Source organism: Pseudomonas sp. AB39(2026), from assembly GCF_059831485.1.
In genome coordinates this window covers 3,329,485-3,350,417 of record NZ_CP195212.1, presented here as the reverse complement: position 1 = coordinate 3,350,417, position 20,933 = coordinate 3,329,485, and the positions used below count along the sequence as shown (strand labels likewise).

The 20,933-nt window shown below is 56.0% G+C and carries 11 protein-coding genes, 2 tRNA genes and 3 rRNA genes; 9 read left to right on the top strand and 7 right to left on the bottom strand.

Annotated features, from left to right (window positions below; translation table 11 throughout):
• The first annotated feature begins 756 nt into the window (after positions 1-756).
• The 5 genes from ACSAMW_RS15495 (at position 757) to ACSAMW_RS15475 (ending at position 7,178) form a co-directional block, all read left to right on the top strand.
• Entirely contained in the window at positions 757-2,910 is a 2,154-nt protein-coding gene (locus ACSAMW_RS15495) for a type I secretion system permease/ATPase (RefSeq protein WP_500591034.1), read from the top strand.
• Complete coding sequence (locus tag ACSAMW_RS15490; RefSeq protein ID WP_500591033.1) at positions 2,900-4,267, top strand: HlyD family type I secretion periplasmic adaptor subunit; 1,368 nt, start codon at positions 2,900-2,902, stop codon at positions 4,265-4,267. The genes ACSAMW_RS15495 and ACSAMW_RS15490 overlap by 11 nt, the downstream gene beginning before the upstream one ends.
• 227 nt (positions 4,268-4,494) lie before the next feature.
• Positions 4,495-5,385: a TauD/TfdA dioxygenase family protein gene (locus ACSAMW_RS15485; RefSeq protein ID WP_500591032.1), complete on the top strand. Its 891-nt coding sequence runs from the start codon at positions 4,495-4,497 to the stop codon at positions 5,383-5,385.
• An 89-nt stretch (positions 5,386-5,474) separates the two neighbouring features.
• Entirely contained in the window at positions 5,475-6,320 is an 846-nt protein-coding gene (locus ACSAMW_RS15480; protein ID WP_500591031.1) for an ABC transporter ATP-binding protein, read from the top strand.
• A 9-nt stretch (positions 6,321-6,329) separates the two neighbouring features.
• A complete protein-coding gene (locus tag ACSAMW_RS15475; RefSeq protein WP_500591030.1) occupies positions 6,330-7,178 on the top strand; it encodes an ABC transporter permease in 849 nt (282 codons plus the stop codon).
• A 15-nt stretch (positions 7,179-7,193) separates the two neighbouring features.
• Here the strand turns inward: ACSAMW_RS15475 and lapD are convergent, their stop codons facing one another.
• Both lapD and lapG read right to left on the bottom strand, forming a co-directional pair.
• Positions 7,194-9,137 carry a cyclic di-GMP receptor LapD gene (gene lapD, locus ACSAMW_RS15470; RefSeq protein ID WP_500591029.1) on the bottom strand — a complete coding sequence of 648 codons (1,944 nt, stop codon included), beginning with the start codon at positions 9,135-9,137 and terminating at the stop codon, positions 7,194-7,196.
• Positions 9,138-9,149: 12 nt separating this feature from the next.
• On the bottom strand, positions 9,150-9,824 hold the full coding sequence (gene lapG, locus ACSAMW_RS15465; RefSeq protein WP_500594054.1) for a cysteine protease LapG: 675 nt from the start codon (positions 9,822-9,824) through the stop codon (positions 9,150-9,152).
• A gap of 319 nt (positions 9,825-10,143) precedes the next feature.
• Here lapG and ACSAMW_RS15460 point away from each other — a divergent pair, with 319 nt between their 5' ends.
• From ACSAMW_RS15460 to ACSAMW_RS15445, 4 genes are all read left to right on the top strand, one after another.
• Positions 10,144-10,836 carry a GntR family transcriptional regulator gene (locus ACSAMW_RS15460; RefSeq protein WP_500591028.1) on the top strand — a complete coding sequence of 231 codons (693 nt, stop codon included), beginning with the start codon at positions 10,144-10,146 and terminating at the stop codon, positions 10,834-10,836.
• A 600-nt stretch (positions 10,837-11,436) separates the two neighbouring features.
• Positions 11,437-12,213: a DUF3050 domain-containing protein gene (locus ACSAMW_RS15455; RefSeq protein ID WP_500591027.1), complete on the top strand. Its 777-nt coding sequence runs from the start codon at positions 11,437-11,439 to the stop codon at positions 12,211-12,213.
• Complete coding sequence (locus ACSAMW_RS15450; protein WP_500591026.1) at positions 12,210-13,139, top strand: diiron oxygenase; 930 nt, start codon at positions 12,210-12,212, stop codon at positions 13,137-13,139. Before ACSAMW_RS15455 ends, ACSAMW_RS15450 begins: the two co-directional genes overlap by 4 nt.
• Before the next feature lie 15 nt (positions 13,140-13,154).
• Positions 13,155-17,060 carry an amino acid adenylation domain-containing protein gene (locus ACSAMW_RS15445; protein ID WP_500591025.1) on the top strand — a complete coding sequence of 1,302 codons (3,906 nt, stop codon included), beginning with the start codon at positions 13,155-13,157 and terminating at the stop codon, positions 17,058-17,060.
• 58 nt (positions 17,061-17,118) lie between these two features.
• Here ACSAMW_RS15445 and rrf (ACSAMW_RS15440) read toward each other — a convergent pair.
• The 5 genes from rrf (ACSAMW_RS15440) to ACSAMW_RS15420 all read right to left on the bottom strand — a co-directional run bounded on the left by rrf (ACSAMW_RS15440) (position 17,119) and on the right by ACSAMW_RS15420 (position 20,881).
• Positions 17,119-17,234, bottom strand: a 5S ribosomal RNA gene (rrf, locus tag ACSAMW_RS15440).
• A gap of 108 nt (positions 17,235-17,342) precedes the next feature.
• Positions 17,343-17,458 (bottom strand): 5S ribosomal RNA (gene rrf / locus ACSAMW_RS15435).
• A gap of 125 nt (positions 17,459-17,583) precedes the next feature.
• Positions 17,584-20,472 (bottom strand): 23S ribosomal RNA (locus ACSAMW_RS15430).
• 249 nt (positions 20,473-20,721) lie between these two features.
• Positions 20,722-20,797, bottom strand: a tRNA-Ala gene (locus ACSAMW_RS15425).
• Positions 20,798-20,804: 7 nt separating this feature from the next.
• A tRNA-Ile gene (locus ACSAMW_RS15420) sits at positions 20,805-20,881 on the bottom strand.
• Between the last annotated feature and the right edge of the window lie 52 nt (positions 20,882-20,933).

Here is a 20,933-nt window from a genome sequence, read left to right as displayed (position 1 = left end):
GTTCTAGGTCGCTGCCGTACGACTGGCGAGGAAACCCCGGCCATTTCACTGGGAAGCGCGCTTTATTTTTTGACGCCGTTTTAATGGCTGGCTTGAGGCAACAGCATTCTGCAAACTATTGACCGAATGACGCGCATCCTAAACAATTGATTCAGTAATGTCACTTTGATATTAATACGCCATATCAGCTTTAACGCGCCTGTATGTCCCGCCCGTGATCACGCAGGTTTAAGCACCTGGCAACTACACACATACGCTGCACGTTCTTCTGCCATTACTTATTGTTTATAAAGGAATTATTTATTGATTCCCTTGGCTTAGCACTCTTGCAATATCTGTCCGGCTGCCTGTCGCTAACGGCTTGTCGCGCCCTTCTCCAGACCAGCGGCAGCGCAACCGTTACCCAAGTGCCATCACCTGTCGAGAATAGGTTCGGCTGGTAAAAGAAAATCTGAAGCGCTGTGGCTGCTTTTTGATGAGGTTTGGCAAGGCGCTTCCTGTTGCCGGCCATTTAAAGGGTCTGTTTCCTGGGCCCGCTCATCGCCCAGCCTGCAAATTGATACAGAACCCTTATGCAGTGCCGATAACCGCAGTAGTCGTGAAAAGGCCATGACAATGGCAGGCCAGCCATGGCACGCGTGACCCTCAACCTGTACGCTGGTGGCGCCCGAAAAGCAGCCACCGGCGTTAAAGTGCCCGGCCTGAACAAACCTTGACGAATCATTCCTTGTAACTTCGAAAAACAGAGAGCGCAGCGTGGATTCAGAAGCCGGTCGAGACCTACCCACTCATGATCCACGCAGCTTGCACGATGACCCGTTGCTCGACGGGTTGCTGTCTCTCTGCTACCTGCACCAGAAGCCGGCCAGCCGCGCCATGCTCACCACAGGCTTGCCGCTGCCCAACCAGCGCCTGTCGCCTGCGCTGTTGGCCCGTTCGGCAGCACGGGCTGGCCTGCAAGGGCGCTTGCTGACGCGCAAGCTGGAGCAAATCCCGGCCATTGCCATGCCGGTCCTGCTGCTATTGAAAGACAACCGCAGCGCCGTACTGGTGGGGTGGGAAGGCGACAGCGCACGGCTACTGCTCAGCGAGAGCGACGGTGGTGAAGTGCGCGTTGCCCGTGAGTTGCTGCAGGAGGACTACAGCGGTCGCGTCTTCTTCGCTCAGCCTCAGCATAAATTTGACGTAAGCCATGGTTCCCTGATTCCACGGGCAAAATCCTGGTTCAAGGACACGCTCAAGCGTTCGCGCTGGCTGTACATGGATGCCATCGCCGCCAGCCTGGTAATCAACCTGATTGCCATGGCCGCACCGCTGTTCGTGATGAACGTGTATGACCGGGTTGTACCCAACCAGGCTACAGCAACCTTGTGGGTGCTGGCCGCAGGCATTACCGGCGCTTACCTGTTCGACCTGTTGCTCAAGGGCTTGCGGGGCCTGTGCCTGGACCTTGCTGGCAAGAAAACTGACCTGATCATCTCCGCCACGCTGTTCGAGCGCGTGGTGGGCATGGCCATGAAAATGCGCCCAGCCCGTGTGGGCAGCTACGCCCAGAACATCCACGAGTTTCAGGGCATGCGAGACTTTCTGACCTCGCTTACCCTAACCACCCTGATCGACCTGCCGTTCACCGTGCTCATTCTGCTGGTGATCGCCATCCTGGGTGGCAACCTGGTATGGATTCCTATCGTGGCCTTCCCCCTGGCCCTTCTGCTGGGCCACCTGTTGCAGAAGCCGCTGACCGCCACCCTTGAGCGCACCATGCAACTGGCCTCCGAGCGGCAGTCTGCGCTGATCGAAACCCTGGGAGGGCTGGATGGCATCAAGGTCAACAATGCCGAGAGCGAACGCCAGTACCAGTGGGAGCAAACCATCGGCACCCTTAGCCGCCTTGAGCTGCGCGTGAAGGTGCTGTCCAGCCTGGCCATGAACCTGACGCTGATGATCCAGCAGTTGGCGGGTGTGGCAATGATCATCTTTGGTGTGTACCAGATCATCGACAATAACCTGAGCATGGGCGGTTTGATCGCCTGCTATATGCTCAACACCCGTGCACTGGGGCCATTGGCACAGCTATCCGGCCTGCTGACCCGCTACCAGCAGACGAAAGTCACCATGGTGTCGGTCAACCAGATGATGGAGCTGCCCCAGGAACGCAATTTCGAGGAGCGCCCGCTTAGTCGGCCTATTCTTCAAGGGGCTATAGAATTCCGTAACCTGGGCTTTACCTACCCGAACCAACAGAACGTGGCCCTTCGCGGTATTAACCTGGCTATTCGCCCTGGCGAGAAGATCGGCATCATTGGCCGGAGCGGTTCGGGCAAGAGCTCGTTGGCCAAGCTGGTGGTGGGCTTGTACGAAGCCGATGAAGGAGCCTTGCTGGTCGATGGCGTGGACATCCGCCAGATCGATGTCAGCGAACTGCGCCACAACATCGGTTACGTACCCCAGGACATCCAGCTGCTGGCCGGCACCCTGCGCGACAACCTGGTGTCAGGCGCGCGCTACGTGGAAGACGAAATGGTATTGCAGGCCGCTGAACTGGCAGGTGTGCATGAGTTCGCTCGCCTTCACCCACAGGGGTATGAAATGCAAGTGGGCGAGCGCGGCCAGAACCTCTCAGGCGGCCAGCGGCAGAACGTCGCCCTGGCTCGCGCGCTGTTGCTGAACCCACAGATCCTGTTGCTGGACGAACCTACCAGCGCCATGGATAACAGCGGTGAGGAGCGCCTGAAGCAGCGCCTGCAACCGTTCATTGCAGACAAGACCATGGTGTTGGTTACCCACCGAGCGTCGCTGCTTTCGTTGGTGGACCGGTTGATCGTGATCGATCGCGGACAGATTGTGGCGGACGGCCCGAAAGCGGCTGTGCTTGAAGCGTTGAAGAAGGGGCAAGTCAATGTCGCTTAATGTAAAGCAGGGCGGCGGCATTGGCGCCTACTTCAAAGGCCGGGACAACCTCTCCGGGCAACCCCTGCCGGAAGTGAACAAGGCGCTGATCGACGATGCTCCACGTATTGTGCGGCTGACTATCTGGGGCGTCATTTTGTTCTTCGTGTTCTTGATCGGTTGGGCGCATTTTGCCGTGATCGATGAAGTGACCAAGGGCGAAGGCAAGGCAGTCCCCTCTTCCAAGATCCAGAAAATCCAGAACCTGGAAGGCGGTATTGTTGCGCAGATCTATGTGAAGGAAGGCCAGATCGTGGACCCCGGCGCGCCACTGATTCGCCTGGATGACACCCGCTTTGCCTCCAACGTAGGCGAAACCGAGGCCGACCGTGTAGGCATGGCCCTGCGTGTAGAACGCTTGAGTGCCGAAGTGGAAGACCGCCCGCTGAATTTTGATGCTGAATTGCGCAAGAACGCACCCAAACAAGCCAATGACGAAGAGCAGCTGTACCGCAGCCGTCGCCAGCAATTGGCAGACGAAATAGGCGGCCTGCAGGCGCAGCTTACTCAGAAGCAGCAGGAACTGCGTGAGTTCGGCTCCAAGCAAGAGCAGTACCGCAACAGCCTGAACCTGCTGCGCCAGGAAATCGGCATGTCTGAACCGTTGGTCAAGCAAGGCGCCGTGTCACCCGTGGAAGTACTGCGCCTCAAACGTTCGGAAGTTGAGACCCGTGGCCAGCTGGACGCAACGTCCTTGGCCATGCCGCGGGCCCAGGCGGCGATTTCCGAAGTGCAGCGCAAGATCGATGAGACCCGCGGCAAATTCCGCAGCGATGCCCTGACCCAATTGAACGAAGCCCGCACGGACCTAAGCAAGTACACCGCCACGGCCAAGGGGCTGGAGGATCGAGTGAGTCGCACCATGGTGTCCTCGCCAGTGCGGGGTATCATCAAGTCGGTATTGGTGAACACCGTAGGTGGCGTAATTCAGCCGGGCAGCGATATCGTAGAGATTGTGCCGCTGGACGATACGCTGATCGTGGAAGCGAAGATCCGCCCCCAGGACATTGCTTTCCTGCATCCAGGCCAGGAGGCCATGATCAAGTTTACGGCCTATGACTACACCATCTACGGGGGCTTGAAGGGCGAGCTGGAGCAGATCGGTGCCGATACCGTCACCGACGAAGACAAGAAGCAGACCTATTACATGATTCGGTTACGCACTGACCGTAATCACTTGGGGCCGGATGACAAACCCTTGTTGATTATCCCGGGGATGGTGGCGTCGGTGGATATCATTACGGGCCACAAAAGCATCCTGAGCTACCTGCTCAAGCCCATTCTGCGCGCACGCGCCGAGGCGTTGCACGAGCGATAGGGTTAGCCCCGTCAGGTGCATGGTGCAACGGCGCTTTACGGCGTCGTTGCACATACGTACCAAGCACTGTGCCATCTGTACTAACGTTATTCCCTAACGGTATTTAATACGCTTTTTTTATTCTTTTATATTGGCTCTCGCGTACCTGCCGGCCAACCGGCGCGCCGCATGAATAGAACGAACACGGTCGTCCCCGTGAGTTTCTCGTCAATGTGTGGAGAGTCACTATGCCTTCGGCCCTTAACGCCCCTACCGTAGCCCACGGGCCGGCGTTCGAGATCATTCCCTTCGATGGCGCAGTAGGCGCCGAAATCATCGGCCTGGACCTGACCCAGCCGCTTTCAGACACTGATTTTGCCCGCGTGCATCAAGCACACCTGGATCACCACGTGGTGGTGTTTCGCGACCAGCGCATTACCCCTGAACAGCAGATTGCCTTCAGCCGCCGCTTTGGCGAGCTGCAGATTCATGTGCTCAAGCAGTTCCTGCTGGCGGGCCATCCCGAAATTCTGATCGTCTCCAATATCGTGGAGGGCGGCACGCCTTTGGGCCTGGGAGACGCTGGCAAATTCTGGCATTCGGACCTGTCCTACAAGCCACTGCCAAGCCTGGGCTCCATGCTTCATGCCCAAGAGCTGCCCAGCGAAGGCGGTGATACCCTCTTTGCTGACATGCACAAGGCCTTGGCTGCACTACCTGCCGAACTGCGCAAAGCCATAGAAGGCCGCAGTGCCGCGCACTCCTACACCGCTCGCTACAGTGAAACCAAGTTTGAAGGCAATTGGCGCCCTACGCTCAGCGCCGAGCAATTAGCTCAAGTGCAGGAAGTGGTACACCCCGTCGTGCGTACACACCCTGAAAACGGCCGCCCGGCACTGTTCGTCAGCGAAGGGTTTACCACGCGTATTGTGGGCCTGCCTGAGGATGAAAGCCGGCAGTTGCTTGAGGAGCTCTACCGCTACAGCGTATTGCCTGAAAACATTTATCGGCACCAGTGGCAGCCCCATGACCTGGTGTTTTGGGACAACCGCTCGTTGATTCATCTGGCGGCCGGTTGCCCAAGCCATCTACGGCGAAAACTGTACCGCACCACCATTCAGGGCGACGCGCCCTACTGACGCGGCCTGCTACAGCGTCAATACCTTCCCCATGCCCCTCTGCCGCACGCGTCGATCCGTGCGGCGGCTGCTATCAGGTAACCGCCCCCATGACCCTTCCTGCGAATGGCCAGCCCTCTGCCTCTGCGCCGCTGCTGGCAGTAGACAAGGTAACCCTTGAGTACCAGACGCCCCGCCAGGTTGTGCGTGCCACGCACCAGGTAAGCTTTGAAGTAGATGCCAACGACAGGTTCATATTGCTAGGCCCTTCGGGCTGCGGCAAAAGCTCGCTGCTCAAAGCCATTGCCGGCTTCATCGAGCCGGCGGACGGCACTATCAGTTTGGCTGGCAACCCAGTGACCGGCCCAGGGCCGGATCGGCTTGTGGTATTCCAGGAATTCGATCAGTTGCCGCCCTGGAAAACGGTCAAACAGAATGTGATGTTCCCCTTGCTGGCTTCACGCGCTGCCAGCCGTGCAGAGGCGGAAGAGCGAGCATTGCATTACCTGAACAAGGTGGGGCTGGCGCGCTTTGTCGATGCCTACCCACACACGCTTTCTGGGGGGATGAAAGCCCGTGCTGCCATCGCCCGCGCCTTGGCCACACAACCTAAGGTGCTACTGATGGACGAGCCCTTCGCCGCCCTGGACGCCCTTACCCGCCGCAAGATGCAGGAAGAACTGCTGGCGCTGTGGGAAGAGGTACGTTTCACGTTGCTGTTCGTCACTCACTCCATTGAAGAAGCACTGGTAGTAGGCAACCGTATTTTGCTCTTATCGCCACACCCTGGCCGTGTTCGGGCAGAGGTTCACAGCCATCACTATGGCCTGCATAGCCTGGGAAGCGATGCCTTCCAGGCATCTGCTCGGCACATTCATACGCTGCTGTTCGATGAAGTGCCGCAATGCCCGCGCGAACAGCACACCACCTTCAATGATTTGCGTATCGCTTATTAAGGGCCGCCCATGAGACAGGAATATGAAGTTGCGCTCGCCCCACTGGTGGACGTACCACTGGAGCGCGAGCTTTCGCTGGCAAAGCGGCTGTGGCAACAGGGCTGGCTGCGCAAGGGGATTATTCTGCTGGTAATAGGCCTGGTGTGGCAGGCTGCGGCGCTCTATACCAACAACGACCTGCTGCTGCCCAGCGTGACCCAGACCGCCCGCGCACTGGTAGAGGATACGCTCAGTGGCGAGCTACCGGCCAAGGTCATGGTGTCCATGGGTGTGCTGCTCAAAGGGTATGCATTGGGTATCGTGCTGGCATTTGCCCTCACTACATTGGCGGTCACAACACAGCTGGGTCGAGATTTACTCAGTACGCTCACCTCTATGCTCAACCCCCTGCCACCCATTGCCCTGCTGCCTTTGGCGCTGCTGTGGTTCGGCCTGGGCGAGAAAAGCCTGGTGTTTGTACTGGTGCACTCCGTGCTATGGCCCTTGGCGCTCAATACGTATTCAGGCTTTATGGGGGTGTCCGAAACCCTGCGTATGGCGGGCCGCAACTACGGCTTGCGTGGTCTGCGGCTGGTGGGGCTGATCCTTATCCCGGCAGCGCTGCCATCGATTCTGTCAGGCCTCAAGATCGGCTGGGCCTTTGCCTGGCGCACGTTGATTGCGGCAGAGCTGGTATTCGGTGCCACAAACGGCAAAGGTGGCCTGGGCTGGTACATCTACCAAAACCGCAATGAGCTGTTTACCGACAAAGTGTTTGCCGGGCTTGCCGTGGTCATCGTGATCGGATTGCTGGTAGAAAACCTCGTGTTCGATACCCTAGAGCGCCTGACCATCAGGCGCTGGGGCATGCTGCGCTAAACCGCGACGGGCGGCTTATTGCCAAGGGCCGGGCTCACCTACCAGCCGGCCTTGCACGGCTGAAATACCCATCTCGCGGATAACCGCCAGTTCGCCCTCGGTTTCTACCCGCTCGGCGATCACGGGCAAGTCGATACTGTGTGCTGCCCGCTGAATGGCCTCAATGAACAGCCGCTTGTGGTTTTCCTGGTCGATGGCGCGGATGTAGCTACCGTCCACTTTCAGGTACGCCAGGCCCAGGTTCGCCAGGTTGCCAATCATGCTGAAGCGCCCACCGAAGTGCTGTAGCGCCAGGCCGAAGCCTAAGGCGTGAAGGCGCCGTGTGACATGTTCAAGCACCTGTTGCTCTGGTAATTGTTCTTCGCCGATTTCGAAGACCAGCCGAGGCCCCAGCGCAGTGTGCTGGTTCAACAGCTCGAAGATACGGCCTAGGGCTTGGGGGTCGTCCAAGGTAGCGGCAGAGAGGTTGAGGGCCAGTACCCCTGGGCGTGCTTGCAAATGTGCCAGCACCAGGCGCAGCATGATCAGGTCCAGCCGGCTGGACCAGCCAAACCGCTCAATCCACGGCAAGAACCGCCCCGCCGCGACGGCCTGGCCTTGGGCATCCAGCACGCGAGACAGCACCTTGTAATGCAAGGGCGTGGCATCGTGGGTATTGACAACCGGTTGGAAGAACAGCTGAAAGCGGGAGGTCGTTAACGCTTCGTCCAGCAATTGATACCACGCATGGTGGTCGTCACCCCCCACCTGTGCGGCTTGTTGATCCAGGCATACCCAATGGGCTTCGCCAGCGCCCTCCGCCTGAGCCAATGCCTGGTCTGCGAGTTTGAGCAGGTCCTGGGGTGCCTCACCTGCCGTATAGGGCGCTAACCCCATCCAGGCGGCGGGGTACACGTCCGAGGCACCTGTTTCATACAGGCTGTGCAGTGCAGTATCCAGCGTTTCAGCCAGCTGCTTGGCTTCTTCGAGGGTAACGCCTGGCGCCAGCACGGAAAACTCACCACCGCGGCTGCGGCAGATCAGGTTACTGGTTTCGGGGTGCCGTGCGCAGTGCCTGACCAGCATGGCCCCAACTTCCTTGAGCAAGGCATCGGCAGCAGGTGCCCCCATGCGCAGGTTAAGGCCGGCCAAATCATTGACGCGTAGTAGAAGCAGATAGCCAGCGCCGTTTTCTTCAGCGTGGCTCACGCGAGCCTGCAACTGCATGTCGAAATAACGACGGTTGGCAAGGCCTGTGAGGGTGTCTTGGTACGACTCTTCCCGCAGCCGCTCACTACGCTCGGCCTGCTCCATGAACAGTGCCTTGAGCTTCTCTACCATCTGATTCATGGCCTGCACGACACGGCGCAGTTCAGGTGTGCGAGGCAACTGCGGCAAGATCAGAAATTCTCGACGGGCAATGCCGTGGGCTTGCTCGACCATATAATCAAGCGGACGTAACTGCCGTTTTAGCAGCAGCGCACCAAGCACGCCACTGACAGCGCCACAGATCAGCAGCCAGCTCAGGCTCCCCAAGGCGCTTTCCCATAACTTGGCCAGGGCAAACATGGGGTGGCTTACCACCTCAACCCGCGCAGCCTGCTGCCAACCACGGCTGACCAAAGCATCACTGCCCGCTGCCTCCAGGCCAATGAGCCGGATAAACCACCCAGGTACTCCTGCACTGTCCGGTTCGGCACTGCGCTCGACCATTACCTTGTTATCCGCCAAGTCCACCACACGGATGCTGGCGTAGTAGCCGCTATCAAAGATCGAACTGACCATCAGTTCGACCATGGCTGGGTCATCGATATTCGGGGTCAGGGATAGCGCCAGTGCCGTGGCGGCGTCCTGTGCATGGGAACGCAACTGATTGACGTACTGGGCGCGCGAACTTTCCAGGCTAACCATGAAGCTCCCGCTGAACGCCACGATCAGAAACAGGCAGATGGCGAGCAATAATTGCTTGAACAGGGACATCATGGCTCCAGTTTATTGAGTAGGGTCAGCCGGAAAGCCTTCGGCGGCCATTTTCTTCAGTACATCCTGCCAGCGGGAAAGCCGCTTGGTATCCCCTACCCGCTTGTTCCCGCCAGCGCCGGTTAACCACAGGCCCTCGGCATTAAAGGCATACACGGGTAAGAGGTCCGTACGCTGGCTGGCCGGAAGAATGCCATCCATCAGGCTATCGAGCACCAAAGGCATGGCCTCAGGGCTTGAATAATAGGTGAGTACCATATGGGCACGGTTCTGTCGCAGCGCCTTGACGTAGGTGATGCGTAGCTTCTCCCCTGAAACGCCAAGATGGCGCAGGCTGAAATACTTCGCGATAGCATAGTCTTCACAATCACCGGCGCCTTTCCACAGAGACTGTACGGGGGTGGCCCAGTAATCGACCTCCTGCCAAAGATCGATATCTTCCCGGTACTGCATCTGATGATTGAAAAACAGGTTCACTACGTTCAGTTGTTCGGCTTCAGGAACCTGTTTCTCGGTTGCAAGCAGCCGTTGCCATGCATCGATCCGCTGCTGGCCTGCACCTAAGGGGCCATAGAGTGCCTGTGCACGGCGGCTGATCGCGGAAAAGTCCCAGTCGGCCTGTAAAACCCCAAGCAAGCCAAAGCTCACCGCCATCACCATCGCTAGGCGGCGTAGCAGTACACCTATGGAACGACCTTTCACCACTACGGCCGGCCTGACCAACACTGGAAAGAAACGGATGGTGAGGGTAGAGTCAGCAAAATACAATGGCAACGTGGTATCACTTTATCGACATTTGTCGATGGGTTGTCAAATAAGCGCGATAAGCCACTGAACGGCAATGGTAAGTGCTGAAAACGTTCCGCAAAGGACGTAAGCTCCTTTCCATTGTGATTGTAGGTCCCGGCCCACACATCAATTGGCGTGTTTGAATAGCAGGGAGCTAAATCCGGCAGGACTTCGGTCGATAGCATTTAGTAGTTTCACATTTATCAAGGTAGTCAACGTGCCTAGAAAACCCAGCCCTTTGAGTGTTGTGCTGTCTGCAGAACAGCTTCCACCTCACCTTGCTCGGTCGATCATCGAAGAGCGCTTGCGCAACGCTATCCTGGATGGAAGCTTGCCCACTGGGATGGCCGTCCGTCAGCAGGAACTGGCCACGCTGTTTGGCGTAAGCCGCATGCCCGTGCGCGAAGCCCTGCGTCAACTTGAAGCACAAGGGCTGCTCACAGTAGAACAACACAAGGGCGCTGTGGTTGCGCCATTGATTACTTGGGACGCCCCTGAAACCTACGAACTCAGGATTCTGCTGGAGTGTGAGGCCTTGCGCCAATCGGTGCCGCACCTCACCGAGGTGGAGCTGGGCGAAGCGGATCAGCTGATCGAACGCCTGGAAGCTGAAACAGACTATTCGCTGATGGGCGAACTCAACAAACAGCTTCACCTGAGGTTGTACAGCAAGGCACACAACCGTCGCCTGATGACGCTTGTGACTATAGGCCTGGAAGAGGAAGAACGGTTCTTGCGGTTCAACCTGAAGGCTATGGGCCTTGGCAAGGTATCCCAGGATGACCATCGCCAGCTGGTTGCTGCAGCACGGGCCGGCGATGTGGACTTAACCGTTCAATTGCTTACAGTTCATCTCCAGCGGGGTATCGAAGTTATTACTCGCTACCTGGAAAGCGCACAGAAAAAGTAACGTCTGCGCCAGCCTGCTGGCGCTAATCCCTTCCTTCTGACGGCACGCCCTGCGTGCTGCACCCTGCTGCGCGCCATTCAGGTAATTAACAGATACACATTGGCCTGATGGTAATGCGCGGACAAAACGCACACTCTTTATTTTGATCGGTAAAAGTCTCGTTCCGAGACGCCGGTTCGAGGAGGCTGCGCCTGCCGCCTGTAAAGCGGCTTACAAATTCCCCTATCTGAACGCCCAAGCCCTTAGCGTATTGCGCCCTCATGCGCACCTCCTGGTTTCGATCATATTTGATCGGAAGGAAGTTCTACGCCTTTAAAAACCTGAAAAAGAGGTTTTATGAAGTTGCTCGCCCCTAAAAAACATAGAATAAGAAATATACTTAAAAGTTCTTGCAAAACGCACTTCCACTGAACTAGCTTAAATAAGCCGATACGGATCCATTTTTGTATAAGCCCAGCCGCGTCTGCGCTGTCTTTATACGCCCGTACCACGGCACAACGTCCTACATTGCTTGAAAACTGCGGCCTAGAGCCACTGTTACGGTTTTGCCCATTTTTCCGGGGATGGATGGACTACATCTTTATACTTTGGAGGCTCCATATGCATGTACTTGAAAACGCCCTGCTTGTCCGCAAACAGGCGCTTGCCCAACATCCCATATTCTCGGCAATAACAACCTTGGCAGACTTGCGTGTTTTCATGCAGACCCATGTGTACGCAGTATGGGACTTCATGTCTCTGACAAAACGCCTGCAGAACGAGCTTACTTGCACAGGCCTGCCTTGGTTACCCCCTACTGATCCGGAATCTGCCCGCTTGATCAATGAAATTGTAGCGGGTGAAGAATCTGACAAACGTTTGGGTGGTGGGCACTACAGTCACTTCGAACTTTACCTTGATGCCATGCGTGAAGTAGGCGCTAGTACCCAGTCCATCGAGCACTTCATTACGCTGCAGCGTAATGGCGAAGGTTACCAACAAGCCTTGGTAAGCGCAGGTGCCGATGGCGCGGCGATGCACTTCGTGAAGCATACCTTGGAAACGGCTTGTCACGCGCCTGCCCACCAGGTGGCGGCTGCCTTCCTGCATGGTCGCGAGAGCGTGATTCCTGCCATGTTTCAGCGCTTGCTGGATGATTTGGGCGTATCACAGGCCCAGGCGCCTACTTTCCGCTATTACCTGCAGCGCCACATCGATGTGGACAGTGAAGACCATGGCCCTGCCGCCGAAAGGCTGCTGTATCGCCTTACCGGCGATGACCCAGTTCTACGTAGGGAAGTCTTTGAAGCCGCGATCTCAGCAGTCGACAGCCGACTACGCCTGTGGGATCGCCTTCAGGCCAGCTTGCAGACTTCTCGCAAGGAGGCGGTGGCATGAGCGCATTTACCTACGTGTCATTTGCCGAGCAATGGGAACAACGGGCCACTATTCGTACACGCCCTCGCCGACGGTTGGAAAACGATAACCGGCTTATATACCCGCTGAGCCGACAGCCCTTGGCAATGAGCGCCGTGCTTCAACGCGCTTGCCCAGAACAAAGGGACTTTATTCTGCTGCAGACGTTATACAAGTTCATCAACGACATCGTGATCTTTGAAACGGAAATCGTTGACAAGACGGCGCGCAATATTGCCAAGGGCCGTTTCGGTGTGGCCTTCCCTTTGCCCTGCCGCTATGACGCAATGACGGTTGTGGTGGACGAGGACTATCACGCGCTAGTTGCCATGGACTTCCTGCAGCAAACCATTGCAGCCACGGGTATCGAACCCATCGACATGCCCCAAGAGATAGAACTCAGCCGTGCCATTCCCGCAGCCGTCGCTCGCGCGCCTGAATCCCTCAAGGCAGCCATGGAGCTGATTTGCGTGGCCATTGCTGAAAATACAGTGACCAACGATGTAGCAGCCTTTGCCAAAGACGACAGTGTAAAGCCGTCCATAAAAGGGCTGATGGCTGATCACTTGGCTGATGAAGGCAGGCACTCCAGTTTCTGGGCAGCATTGACACGTTTGTATTGGGCTAATGCTTCACAGCCTGACCGTGAAGTGATTGCTGGCCTGCTGCCGGTCTTTATTGAGCAATACCTTACCAACGACATCCAGAAGGCATTCGACATCCGGCTGATCGATGCGCTGCCCGTACCGGCCTCTGTTGCAGAGGCACTCAAGCGAGAAGTGGCAGAACTGGCATTTCCCATAGGTCCCAGTCATCCGCTGGTCATGAACATTGTTCGCTTTTTCAGGCGCAGCAGTTTGCTCGACGCGCCCTGTGTCAATACCGCCTTGGCGTCCTACCTCACTTGATAGCCGGAGAACGTTATGCAACAACTTACTATCTGGGTGCTTGGGCACAGTGCACTGGCGCGTGCGCTGGCACAGGAACTTGAAGCCTATGGGCACCTGTGCGTTTTACACACAACGCCCTTCGACCTCCCGCGCGTAGCGGCTAGCCTGATCATTGATGACGGCAGCCTGGTGCTGGAAGCTACCGCAAGGCGCGATTTTGGCAATGCGACGGTACTGCTGTTAAGTGTGAACCTCGGAATAGAAGCACATGGCAGCCTGCCGTTCGCGACGTTAGTCGTAACGTGCCAGGGGCAGGAAGTAGCGCATTGCACGGCTCAGGCCGACCATCGTGGCAACGGCCAGGTGCTGCACCACATGGCATTGCAGCAATGGGTCCAAGCGTTGTGCGACTGGGTAGGCCAATACTCACGCGATGCAGCAGCGCTAGCGGCCCTTGCGCCGATTACCCCTGTTGCAGGCCTACGCCGCCATTTATTAGCCTTCGATGCCATCGCCTACCGTCACAGCCTTAACCAGACCTCAAGGCCCGATTTGCTGGCCATAGCCAATGTGCCTTTAAGCGTGCGCTTGGAGGAAAGCTTTGCTTGCCATACCGACCACATTGCACTTCGCTGGGAAGGTGAGAGCCACACCTATGGGCAACTCAGAGCGGCTGCAGAAGTTGTTCGCCAGCATATCGTCGCCCAAGCGAGTTCAGGGTCACCGCCAGTGGTGGGGCTATGCATGGGTAAAAGCCCCCAATTGTTTGCCTGCGTGCTCGGCATACTGTTGGCGGGTGCGATTTATCTACCACTCGAGCCCAGTCATCCTTTGGAGCGCCGGCGCTATATTCTTGAGAACAGCGGCGCCAGCCTGTTGCTTCATGACAGCGAAGGCGCAGTGGCGGGTGGAAACTGGCAGTCGGTAGAACCTTCGCATTTATCCCACTGCAATACTGCTTCGGAGCCAGTAGCGTTTAGCGCAGACAGGCCTTGCATGGCGCTCTACACCTCTGGCACCACGGGGCAGCCCAAAGGAGTACTGCTAAGTCAGCATAACCTCAGCCACTTCACGGCTTGGTATGCCGATTACACAGGGCTCAACCAGTGCTCAAAGGTGCTGCAGTTCTCCACCCTAAGCTTTGATTCTGCCACTATCGACCTTTTCCCTACCTGGCTGACCGGTGCATGTTTGATCGTTGCCAACGACGACGAGCGGCGTGATCCTGGGCGGCTTCTGGACTTGCTGACCAACGAGCACGTGAGCCAAGGATTCCTGCCCCCCGCCTTGCTGGCCATCTTGCCGCTAAGCCGCTTGGACGGTATCACCTGCATCGCCACCGGTGGCGATGTCTGTGAACCGTGGATCATCGAGGCGCTTGCGGGCCGGTGCCGCTTTCTCAATTTGTATGGCCCCACAGAAGCGACCGTTCTGGTGACGGCTACCCAGTTCGATGTTTCAAGCACCAATCGCTCCCTGGGCAGCCCTATCGCCAATAGCCAATGCTGGTTGCTGGATGAACAAGGGCAGCCTGTGGGCAATGGCGAGGCCGGTGAACTGTATATCGTTGGCCCAGGTGTTGGCCTGGGCTATTTGAACAACCCGGCCTTAACCTGCGAACGCTACGTATCCCTTACGCTGCCAGACGAGCACCAGGTACGTGCCTACCGCACCGGTGACCTTGCACGTTGGGGCGCGGGCGGTCTGGAGCTGGTAGGCCGTAAGGACAACCAGGTAAAGATCAGAGGCTTTCGGGTGGAACCGGAGGAGATCGAATGTTGCTTGCGTGATGCGCGGCTATGTCAACAAGTAGCCGTAATGGTAAACGATGACCGTCGGATCATTGCCTTTATTGCGGGGCCTCTAACCTCTCGTACGGATATGGCACATGAGTTGGGGCAATACGTTGCAGCTCGCCTGCCTACTTATATGCATCCCGCCATGTACGTTCAGGTCGAGCAATTGCCCTCAGGCGCGAACGGCAAGGTGGACCGGCAGGCGCTTAAATCCTATCCCCTTCCCCCAACAGCCTCTCGCGCAAATGCGCCTCGAACGGATCGACAGCGGACGCTTCAAGCGCTATGGGCGGATCTGCTGGAATTGAGTGCAGCAGAGATGCCTGTCGATGAGAGCTTCTTCAATCTGGGCGGGCACTCCATCCTGTTGTCACGCTTACTCATTGCACTCAAGGAACAATTTGACTGTGTGATTTCGATTAATCGGTTTATTGAGCGGCCGACGATCGAATGTCTTGAACAACTACTCGCTGCCGGGGAACCCGAAACAGCGCATTCGATTGATCCACAGATCGCGAATCACCTTTCGCGGCCCCTGGGGATAACTCCCTTGTTGCTGAGTGCGCTGGGGGATGTGCATAAACCTCTGGTCACCGGTGCAAACAGCTTTTTGGGTGTGCATATCGTAGCCTCTCTGCTGGACTGGGGTGCAACGGAAGTAACGTGCCTGGTCAGGCCTGGAGTGAATGAAACGGCAGAAGACAGGTTCTCAGCAGCACTTGTGGATAACTGTTTGGCTGTGGACAGGTCGCGTGTGCGAGTTGTTTCAGGCGATATTGCTCAACGCCGGTTTGGTTTATCTGAATCAGATTATCAACAGCTTGAAAATAACTGCGGTGCAGTTATCCACAACGCAGCTAATGTGAATCACGTACTGGATTACGCTGCGCTTGCAGGCGACAACGTTGAGCCGCTGTTCCATTTGTTGAGCTTTTGCGAGAGCAAACGTAAAAAGATCCTGAGCTTCGTTTCCACGCTGTCTGCATGCAGCGCTATAGATCCTTCAGGCACCGTCTTGGAAACCTGGCCTGCCCCTACTCCCCCCTTGTATATCCGTAATGGCTACAACCTGTCCAAATGGGCGGGTGAGCGAATACTAGAGCGTGCACATCAGGCCGGCTGTTTCATTAATATCTTCCGCCCGGGCAATATCAGCTTCAACAGTACAACTGGGGTATCTCAGCCTTACAAGAATCGTTTGATGCTGATGCTTAAGGGGTCCCTGCAGCTCGCTGCCGTCCCTGCATTGGAGTTGGATTTCGATCTGATGCCAGTGGACTTCCTTGCGAAGCTGATCGCCTTCCAATCCAGCCGGCACGACGCTTCTGCCGCGGTGTTCAACCTGCATAACCCTATGCCATTGCGCTGGATGGACTATGTGCGTGCTTTTGCCTCAGCAGGCCACACGTTTGACGTGGTGCCCGTTGAAGCTTGGCAGCGTCGCCTGGCTGAGGTCGACAGCGCCAATGCGCTATTTGGCGTACTGGGGTTCTATCTGAGCGGCTTCGAAGAAGACATTGGCGACATCTCCAATATCGATTACCACAACGCTGCTGGTGTGGTTCAGCGCATGGCAGCCACTTATCCCGTTAAAGACGCAGCACTGCTCGCACGCGGCTGTGATTACCTTCAATCCATTGGCTTTATCCAGAGGAGCACGACCATGGCTCAACTCAAACCCGATACCCGCATTCACAACCCTACTGGCGTACGTGTTCAGGCTACTGTGGAAATCGATTCACCGGCTTCTGAGGCTTGGGCGGTGGTGGGCGATTTTGGTGGCTTCCAACGGTTTATAACAGCATTGGAGGGGACTCAGCTGATCGGGCAAGGCGTGGGGGAGGTACGCTGGAAAACCTTCAAGGATGGCCACTTTGCTGTGGAACAGCTTAACAGCCATGACTCACTTGAGATGCGTATGACCTGGACGCTGATTCATACATCGCTTCCCGTAGCCAACCTATGGGCGGCCATGGAGGTGAATGTGCTTGGAGAGGAAAGGTCGAGGGCCACTTGGACAATTCAAGCGGAGCCCTTGCCTGATGCCGAGTTGAACGGTGATGCATTCAGCGCGTTCCTGCAGGGCTTCGCTGATGGGGCTATGCAGGAGGCCAGCCGTGTGGTGAATGCTGCAACGGTGTAATTGGACTTAAAAGACAAAAGCCCTGGTCGCGTGAGCGGCCAGGGCTTTTATGTTTGAATCTTGACGATGACCTACTCTCACATGGGGAAACCCCACACTACCATCGGCGATGCATCGTTTCACTACTGAGTTCGGGATGGGATCAGGTGGTTCCAATGCTCTATGGTCGTCAAGAAATTCGGGGTGCCGTTTCGCCTTACAGGCGCCTTGGCAGAATTCTTGATACTTCTACTTAAAAGCAAAACCCCTAATCGCAGGGCGACCAGGGGTTTTGGGTTTGAATCTTGACGATGACCTACTCTCACATGGGGAAACCCCACACTACCATCGGCGATGCATCGTTTCACTGCTGAGTTCGGGATGGGATCAGGTGGTTCCAATGCTCTATGGTCGTCAAGAAATTCGGGTTGCGGCCTCGTGTTCACGCGGCTGCAGATCTGGGTATGTGATGTGTGAGTGTGCGTCTTTTCGGATGCGTCTTCACCACCGCGCTCTGTGCAGGCACAGATTGCTTGGGTGTTATATGGTCAAGCCTCACGGGCAATTAGTATGGGTTAGCTCAACGCCTCACAGCGCTTACACACCCCACCTATCAACGTCGTAGTCTTCGACGGCCCTTCAGGGAGCTCAAGGCTCCAGTGAGATCTCATCTTGAGGCAAGTTTCCCGCTTAGATGCTTTCAGCGGTTATCTCTTCCGAACATAGCTACCCGGCAATGCCACTGGCGTGACAACCGGAACACCAGAGGTTCGTCCACTCCGGTCCTCTCGTACTAGGAGCAGCCCCTCTCAAATCTCAAACGTCCACGGCAGATAGGGACCGAACTGTCTCACGACGTTCTAAACCCAGCTCGCGTACCACTTTAAATGGCGAACAGCCATACCCTTGGGACCGGCTTCAGCCCCAGGATGTGATGAGCCGACATCGAGGTGCCAAACACCGCCGTCGATATGAACTCTTGGGCGGTATCAGCCTGTTATCCCCGGAGTACCTTTTATCCGTTGAGCGATGGCCCTTCCATACAGAACCACCGGATCACTAAGACCTACTTTCGTACCTGCTCGACGTGTCTGTCTCGCAGTCAAGCGCGCTTTTGCCTTTATACTCTACGACCGATTTCCGACCGGTCTGAGCGCACCTTCGTACTCCTCCGTTACTCTTTGGGAGGAGACCGCCCCAGTCAAACTACCCACCATACACTGTCCTCGATCCGGATAACGGACCTGAGTTAGAACCTCAAGGTTGCCAGGGTGGTATTTCAAGGTTGGCTCCACGCAGACTGGCGTCCACGCTTCAAAGCCTCCCACCTATCCTACACAAGCAAGCTCAAAGTCCAGTGCAAAGCTATAGTAAAGGTTCACGGGGTCTTTCCGTCTAGCCGCGGATACACTGCATCTTCACAGCGATTTCAATTTCACTGAGTCTCGGGTGGAGACAGCGCCGCCATCGTTACGCCATTCGTGCAGGTCGGAACTTACCCGACAAGGAATTTCGCTACCTTAGGACCGTTATAGTTACGGCCGCCGTTTACCGGGGCTTCGATCAAGAGCTTCGCTTGCGCTAACCCCATCAATTAACCTTCCGGCACCGGGCAGGCGTCACACCCTATACGTCCACTTTCGTGTTTGCAGAGTGCTGTGTTTTTAATAAACAGTCGCAGCGGCCTGGTATCTTCGACCGGCAAAAGCTTACGGGGTAAACCCTTCACCTTCGCCGGCGCACCTTCTCCCGAAGTTACGGTGCCATTTTGCCTAGTTCCTTCACCCGAGTTCTCTCAAGCGCCTTGGTATTCTCTACCCAACCACCTGTGTCGGTTTGGGGTACGGTTCCTGGTTACCTGAAGCTTAGAAGCTTTTCCTGGAAGCATGGCATCGACCACTTCATGTCCTAAGGACACTCGTCATCAGCTCTCGGCCTTAAGATCCCGGATTTACCTAAGATCTCAGCCTACCACCTTAAACTTGGACAACCAACGCCAAGCTGGCCTAGCCTTCTCCGTCCCTCCATCGCAGTAACCAGAAGTACAGGAATATTAACCTGTTTTCCATCGACTACGCTTTTCAGCCTCGCCTTAGGGACCGACTAACCCTGCGTCGATTAACGTTGCGCAGGAAACCTTGGTTTTTCGGCGTGCGAGTTTTTCACTCGCATTGTCGTTACTCATGTCAGCATTCGCACTTCTGATACCTCCAGCCAGCTTCTCAACTGACCTTCACAGGCTTACAGAACGCTCCTCTACCGCGTCACTTGCGTGACACCCGTAGCTTCGGTGTATGGTTTGAGCCCCGTTACATCTTCCGCGCAGGCCGACTCGACTAGTGAGCTATTACGCTTTCTTTAAAGGGTGGCTGCTTCTAAGCCAACCTCCTAGCTGTCTAAGCCTTCCCACATCGTTTCCCACTTAACCATAACTTTGGGACCTTAGCTGACGGTCTGGGTTGTTTCCCTTTTCACGACGGACGTTAGCACCCGCCGTGTGTCTCCCATGCTCGGCACTTGTAGGTATTCGGAGTTTGCATCGGTTTGGTAAGTCGGGATGACCCCCTAGCCGAAACAGTGCTCTACCCCCTACAGTGATACATGAGGCGCTACCTAAATAGCTTTCGAGGAGAACCAGCTATCTCCGAGCTTGATTAGCCTTTCACTCCGATCCACAGGTCATCCGCTAACTTTTCAACGGTAGTCGGTTCGGTCCTCCAGTCAGTGTTACCTAACCTTCAACCTGCCCATGGATAGATCGCCCGGTTTCGGGTCTATACCCAGCGACTAAACGCCCTATTAAGACTCGCTTTCGCTACGCCTCCCCTATTCGGTTAAGCTCGCCACTGAATATAAGTCGCTGACCCATTATACAAAAGGTACGCAGTCACAGAACAAGTCTGCTCCCACTGCTTGTACGCATACGGTTTCAGGTTCTATTTCACTCCCCTCTCCGGGGTTCTTTTCGCCTTTCCCTCACGGTACTGGTTCACTATCGGTCAGTCAGTAGTATTTAGCCTTGGAGGATGGTCCCCCCATGTTCAGACAAAGTTTCTCGTGCTCCGTCCTACTCGATTTCATTGACAAGAGATTTTCGCGTACAGGGCTATCACCCACTATGGCCGCACTTTCCAGAGCGTTCCGCTAATCTCAAACCAACTTAAGGGCTGGTCCCCGTTCGCTCGCCACTACTAAGGGAATCTCGGTTGATTTCTTTTCCTCAGGGTACTTAGATGTTTCAGTTCCCCTGGTTCGCCTCTTGCACCTATGGATTCAGTACAAGATACCCAGCTTATGCTGAGTGGGTTCCCCCATTCAGAGATCTCCGGATCAAAGTCTGTTTGCCGACTCCCCGAAGCTTATCGCAGGCTACCACGTCTTTCATCGCCTCTGACTGCCAAGGCATCCACCGTATGCGCTTATTCACTTGACCATATAACCCCAAGCAATCTCGGGATTACGGTTGTGAAGACAACATTCGCCGAAAATTCGCACTTCTGTTCTAGGAACAGCTCACAAATTTTACCTTAGCCTGAATGAACACCAGTGAAAGTGCTATTCAGTCTAACTTTCTATCACATACCCAAATTTTTAAAGAACGATTCTGGAAAAGACCAGAAATCAACATTCAACCTCGCCTTGAGGGAATGCTCATTTCTAAGCTTTTGACCGATGATGTAGGTGGTGGAGCCAAGCGGGATCGAACCGCTGACCTCCTGCGTGCAAGGCAGGCGCTCTCCCAGCTGAGCTATGGCCCCAAACAACTGGTGGGTCTGGGCAGATTCGAACTGCCGACCTCACCCTTATCAGGGGTGCGCTCTAACCAACTGAGCTACAGACCCAAATACTGGGTCGCTGCATGCCGACCTCACCCTGCTCTTTACCACAAAGCAT

Excerpts from the sequence above, each read along its gene's own strand:
- ACSAMW_RS15450 (WP_500591026.1), top strand. The coding sequence starts at position 12,210 with ATGAGCGCATTTACCTACGTGTCATTTGCCGAGCAATGGGAACAACGG.
- ACSAMW_RS15445 (WP_500591025.1), top strand. The coding sequence starts at position 13,155 with ATGCAACAACTTACTATCTGGGTGCTTGGGCACAGTGCACTGGCGCGT.
- ACSAMW_RS15455 (WP_500591027.1), top strand. The coding sequence starts at position 11,437 with ATGCATGTACTTGAAAACGCCCTGCTTGTCCGCAAACAGGCGCTTGCC.
- lapD (WP_500591029.1), bottom strand. The coding sequence starts at position 9,137 with ATGTCCCTGTTCAAGCAATTATTGCTCGCCATCTGCCTGTTTCTGATC.
- ACSAMW_RS15485 (WP_500591032.1), top strand. The coding sequence starts at position 4,495 with ATGCCTTCGGCCCTTAACGCCCCTACCGTAGCCCACGGGCCGGCGTTC.
- ACSAMW_RS15475 (WP_500591030.1), top strand. The coding sequence starts at position 6,330 with ATGAGACAGGAATATGAAGTTGCGCTCGCCCCACTGGTGGACGTACCA.
- ACSAMW_RS15480 (WP_500591031.1), top strand. The coding sequence starts at position 5,475 with ATGACCCTTCCTGCGAATGGCCAGCCCTCTGCCTCTGCGCCGCTGCTG.
- ACSAMW_RS15490 (WP_500591033.1), top strand. The coding sequence starts at position 2,900 with ATGTCGCTTAATGTAAAGCAGGGCGGCGGCATTGGCGCCTACTTCAAA.